At 48.1% G+C, this 4970-nt stretch carries 5 protein-coding genes; all 5 read left to right on the top strand.

Annotated features, from left to right (window positions below):
* The first annotated feature begins 206 nt into the window (after positions 1-206).
* A complete protein-coding gene (locus AC52W5_RS09115; protein ID WP_495670762.1) occupies positions 207-584 on the top strand; it encodes an HNH endonuclease in 378 nt (125 codons plus the stop codon).
* 278 nt (positions 585-862) lie between these two features.
* The gene (locus tag AC52W5_RS09110) at positions 863-1447 is read left to right on the top strand and encodes an Lcl C-terminal domain-containing protein (protein WP_495670761.1); all 585 of its coding nucleotides are present in this window, start codon (positions 863-865) and stop codon (positions 1445-1447) included.
* 114 nt (positions 1448-1561) lie between these two features.
* Positions 1562-2527, top strand: a complete 966-nt coding sequence (locus tag AC52W5_RS09105) for a P63C domain-containing protein (protein ID WP_495670760.1) — start codon at positions 1562-1564, stop codon at positions 2525-2527.
* 863 nt (positions 2528-3390) lie between these two features.
* A complete protein-coding gene (gene trxC, locus AC52W5_RS09100) occupies positions 3391-3831 on the top strand; it encodes a thioredoxin TrxC (protein WP_074975321.1) in 441 nt (146 codons plus the stop codon).
* A 180-nt stretch (positions 3832-4011) separates the two neighbouring features.
* Positions 4012-4644, top strand: coding sequence for a guanylate kinase (gene gmk, locus AC52W5_RS09095; RefSeq protein ID WP_074975322.1), 633 nt, complete (start codon positions 4012-4014; stop codon positions 4642-4644).
* Positions 4645-4970 lie beyond the last annotated feature (326 nt).

The raw sequence follows: 4970 nt of genomic DNA, 5'->3' as shown, positions 1-4970 counted from the left end.
CGAGGCAGCAAAGGCAACAGCAAGCGCGAGCAGTGCGGTGATGTATGACGTGAACGAAGCGGCAGTACATGACGCAATGATACGTCAGAGAAAAGAGCAACTCATATCGACGTGTATGCTGTCACGTGGATACACATACGAGCCGCTACGGTAAAGATTAAAACAGCCCATCGAGCCCACCTCATACGTGGGCTTTTTTATTGCCCATGAAGCTAACAACTCTCAATCTTCGGCTCAAACCGATAAGAGCATCAAGAGTGCCGACGCTGCAGGCTTGCCCTGTCATCGTTGAGCGCAAGAGAGGCAGCGCCGGTGTCAAGGACAGAGAGAACATTAAGCGCAGAGACTGCGGTATGTGTCAGTCATGCGGGCGACTCGGGACGGAAGTGGATCACATCGTTCCACTGTGGGCTGGTGGATCGGACGACGAGAGCAACAAGCAGTTGCTGTGTGATGCGTGCCACGACGCGAAGACAAGCCGAGAGGCGACGCAAAGGGCAGGGGGTGGGCAAAAGTCTACAGCGTTCCTGCTTGGACACCGCGCGCCTTCCCACGCAGACAAAAAATTCCATATTTCAAATTGAATTCAAATGGCAGGGTATAGAAGGTAAGAAAGCGATTGATTTATTTAAATAAAATCTCATCTTGATTTTTCAATTACGAAATCAAGTTTCAGCAAATGGCAGGCGTGAGAGGTAAGAGTGGCGGGCCGCGCAAGCCGAGCAACGAAGAGATAATCCATGCGGACTACCATAAAAAATAAGCGAATACTCTACTTTGCGGTATTATCGTTAGGCTAGGAAACTAGTTCAATGAACTAAGACCGAGCAAACCTACCGTAATTTTTGAGGAGAACAAAACGATGAAACAATGTACCTCTAAAAATGTTCTTGCTGGCCTCTTGTTGGCGGCCGGAGTTGTTTGCGCCCCTATTGCTCAAGCTGTTTTACAGGATCGTGGCAATGGGGTCATTGCTGATACTGATCTTGGTATCACTTGGCTCTCAGATGGGAATTTCGCTCATAACGGGCCTTATGGCCATACAACGGGGCAAATGAGTTGGGGGGAGGCCAACACATGGGCAAATAATCTAACTTTCAATGGAAATAGTGAATGGCGTTTGCCTACTATTGACGAAATAAAGCATTTGCGAAACGATGAATTAGGCGGAAGCAGCAATAACAGTTTATTCAGTAGTCACAATCCAAACTTTAACCTGTTTAGTGATCTCCAAAGTAGTTGGTACTGGACTAGCTCAGAAGCTCCCAGCGACACGACAAAAGCGACGCTCTTTAATTTAAATAGCAACCAAGAATTTTTAGAGCCAAAATCTAGTGGCTACTACGCGATGGCTGTCGCGAGCATTCCTGAGCCAGAAACTTACGCAATGTTGCTAGCTGGACTTGGGATAGTAGGCTTTATGGCACGCCAGAAAAAACAAACATGACCCACCTTCTTGGTGGGTTTTTTATTGCCCATAAACCCGCTTCGGCGGGTTTTTATTTGACTTTATTTTTGCTTGCAATATAATGCCGCAAGCAATATTGCTAACGGAGGATAAATGCAAGCAAAAGACGCGTCCAAACAGATTGGAGCAAGAGCTAGAAGTGAAGTCCTGACGCCAAATCAAAGGTCAAGAATAGCGGCTAAAGCGGCACTCAAGAAGGCTGGCTACCCAAGCGCCACTCATACAGGGGCTATTAATATCGGAGGAGCGCAAATACCATGCGCTGTTCTTGAAGACGGTCGCCGTGTCGTGTGGCAGAGAGAAGTGGTTGGATTGCTTACTGGAAATAAAAAAGGTGGATTATCAAGATACCTCAATGCCGCAAATCTTGAGCCTTATGCTCCGGAAAAATTCAAGCGCGGCGACTTTGATCAGACTGCAATTGTATTTGAGCTTGATGGAAATAAAGCTCATGGATTTGAAGCGGAAGATATTGTAGATATTTGCCGGATGTATATGACAGCACGCAGAGCAAATATACTACTCCACAACCAGATACACCTTGCTGCGCAGGCAGAGATAATTGTCTTGTCTTTAGCAAAAATAGGTATTACGGCTCTTATCGATGAGGCTACCGGCTATCAAGAAGTACGTGATCGCAAAGCTCTTCAGGCCTTGTTGGATACCTACCTTATGAAAGAACACGCTGCGTGGGCGAAAAGGTTTCCTGATGAGTTTTACAAAGAGATGTTCAGGCTTCGGGGGTGGGCGTATCCGTCTGTGTCCAATGCGAAGCCAGGAGTTGTAGGAAAATACACAATTGATCTCGTTTATGAACGGCTAGCTCCTGGGCTTGTACAAGAACTTGAGGCTCGTAATCCACGCGGAGAATCAGGACATAGAAAAACAAAACATCATCAATGGATGACCGATGATGTTGGGCATCCCGCGCTTACATCTCATATTCACGCCGTAATGGGATTTATGCGAGCCGTAGATACATGGGATCAGTTAATTGTAATGATGGATCGAGCATATCCAAAAAAAGGAACTCAAATACCTTTGTTACTAGAAGCTTGAATTATCGCTCCCACCAAAACCCGCCCCGAGCGGGTTTTTTGTTATCTGCTATATTGAAATGGCAGGGTAGACAGCTTCCCTGCATCCTTACACTCCCTTTTGAAACCCGCTTCGGCGGGTTTATTTTTGCAGAGAGGAAGGCTCTACCAGAAGCCTGCAATCAATTTAAATTGAGGAGGGGTTACCCTCGCCGAGGTAATAAAAAGGCTGATATTGGCGCCTGAAGCCTTTCATCCTTGATGTAAAGCTCGCTAATAAGATAGGATGCCTCCAAGAGGCAACAATAGGATATTGTGGTTAATTTTTTCAAGGAAGATAGTGCATATTTATAGAACAGTAAGCCATGTCTCCGGCTGGCAGGGGTTGCCGCAATATGAAATTCGAGGCGACAAAATTTACCGAGCTGTGTCCCACGTTGATGGATGGCTTGGATTGCCCCAGTACGAAATTCGAGGTAATAAAATTTATAGAGCGGTATCCCATGCTGACGGTTGGCTCGGGTTGCCGCAGTATGAAATTAGGGAAAATAAGATTTACAGGACTGTATCGCACGCTGATGGGTGGGCTGGATTAGCTCAGTTCGAAATTCGTAAACCTTAACACCACGTGTACCCAGATGTGTACCCATAGCAAAGATTGAGTGTTCAAATCTTAGCATTCATGCGCCTTTAAAGGCTATAGTTCCTATTCAGGCGCAATATCGAATAGCTGCAGGAAAATCGGCGGGTGAATGTATAAATAATTTTGGCGTTTATGTTTTTTGCCGCTTCAGCACGCAAATAGCCATCGTCTTGAATTGAAAACGGGAGTACCCGATTTACCGGTTATTATTGGAATTATTGGATGATAATGTGTAAATTCTCATGAGTGATTCCCTGCATCTCGTCTGTCCTCATTGTCACTCGATTAACCGTGTCCCCACTGCGCGCCTCGGCGAGCAGCCTAATTGCGGACAATGTCACCAGCCGATATTCGCCGGCCAGCCGTTGGAATTAACCGATTCAACCTTCGCGCGCTACATTAATAAAAACGATGTTCCGGTTCTGGTCGATTTCTGGGCGCCTTGGTGTGGGCCCTGCAAAATGATGGCGCCGGCCTTCAAAGAAGCGGCGACTCTGCTTGAGCCTCATGTTCGCCTCGCGAAGGTAAATACCGATATTGAGCAAACGGTCGGCGCACAGTATCTCATTCGCAGTATTCCCACCCTGATCCTGTTCAAGGGCGGTCGAGAGCTGGCGCGACAGGCGGGCGCAATGACCACACGGGATATCGTGCGCTGGACGCGATCCCAGGCTTTGGACTAGTTGAAGGGTAGAAAGAGTAGAGGTGAAATCCTGAAACTCGTTGAGTTGTGGAAGCTGTTACACTCTAGCTTTGACTCTTTGACCGGTGGGAAGTCACCGGAAAGAGCGCGAGCTCAATCGTAAAAACAAAAAAGCTGTAACACACCTATTGCTGAAGAGGAATTTCAGCAGGCCGAATCAATGACTACAACGCCAGGTACTCTATATATCATCAGCGCGCCGTCAGGAGCTGGCAAGACCAGCCTGGTCAAGGCCCTGCTGCAAGCGAATATCGATCTCAGCCTGTCCATTTCATATACCTCACGGCAGCCCCGTCCCGAAGAAATCGAAGGACGCGATTATCATTTCGTCACGCGTCAAGTATTCGAGCAGAAACTGCAAGAGGACGAGTTCCTGGAAAGCGCGGAACTCTATGGGAATTTCTACGGCACCTCGAAAAAGTGGATTAATGAAACCATGATGTCGGGACGCGACATTCTGCTCGAGATAGACAGCCAGGGCGCGCGTCAGGTTCGTGCGGTTTTCCCCGCAGCGGTGGGCATTTTTGTTCTGCCGCCATCACTCGAAGTGCTGGAAATGCGCTTGCGCCATCGAGCCCAGGATAGCCTCGAAGCGATCAGCCGCCGTCTGGCGGCGGCGCGCGAGGAGTTGAGTCATGCGGGGGAGTATAATTACATCATCATCAACGACAAGCTGGACAGGGCGTTGCAGGACCTGAAATGTATTGTACAGGTGGAGCGCCTGAAAACGGCGAAGCAGCTTGTCCGTCACCATGGCCTGCTGGCACAACTCACCCGCACGTCCGTTTTATAAACCGGACAAGCACGCGGAAATCTCCGCTTCCTCATCCTCTCCCAGAGTTTTATAGAACCATCATTGGGAGCAACGGCATGCGTCTTTGCCGCAAAAGTGACGTGCAAAATGAAGTGCTTGGAATGTCCTCCGGGTTGCCTTTCCACAACCAGACACTCTATACTGTAATTTCCTTATATCCTGGTAAAGGAAATCATGGCGCGCATCTGGAGTTGCCCCTATTAAACCGGACAGGATGCGGTTAGTAACTGGCTGCGGATGAATTGTCTTGGCGACTTCATCTTGAGCCCCTTGTGAGGATGATATTCATTGTAATCCTCGAACCA

The organism is Nitrosospira sp. CT, from assembly GCF_059489795.1.
This window is presented reverse-complemented; position numbering and strand designations above follow the sequence as displayed.

What these genes read in the sequence shown, in the direction of transcription:
- AC52W5_RS09115 (WP_495670762.1), top strand. Translation starts at nt 207, where the DNA reads ATGAAGCTAACAACTCTCAATCTTCGGCTCAAACCGATAAGAGCATCA.
- AC52W5_RS09110 (WP_495670761.1), top strand. Translation starts at nt 863, where the DNA reads ATGAAACAATGTACCTCTAAAAATGTTCTTGCTGGCCTCTTGTTGGCG.
- AC52W5_RS09105 (WP_495670760.1), top strand. Translation starts at nt 1,562, where the DNA reads ATGCAAGCAAAAGACGCGTCCAAACAGATTGGAGCAAGAGCTAGAAGT.
- trxC (WP_074975321.1), top strand. Translation starts at nt 3,391, where the DNA reads ATGAGTGATTCCCTGCATCTCGTCTGTCCTCATTGTCACTCGATTAAC.
- gmk (WP_074975322.1), top strand. Translation starts at nt 4,012, where the DNA reads ATGACTACAACGCCAGGTACTCTATATATCATCAGCGCGCCGTCAGGA.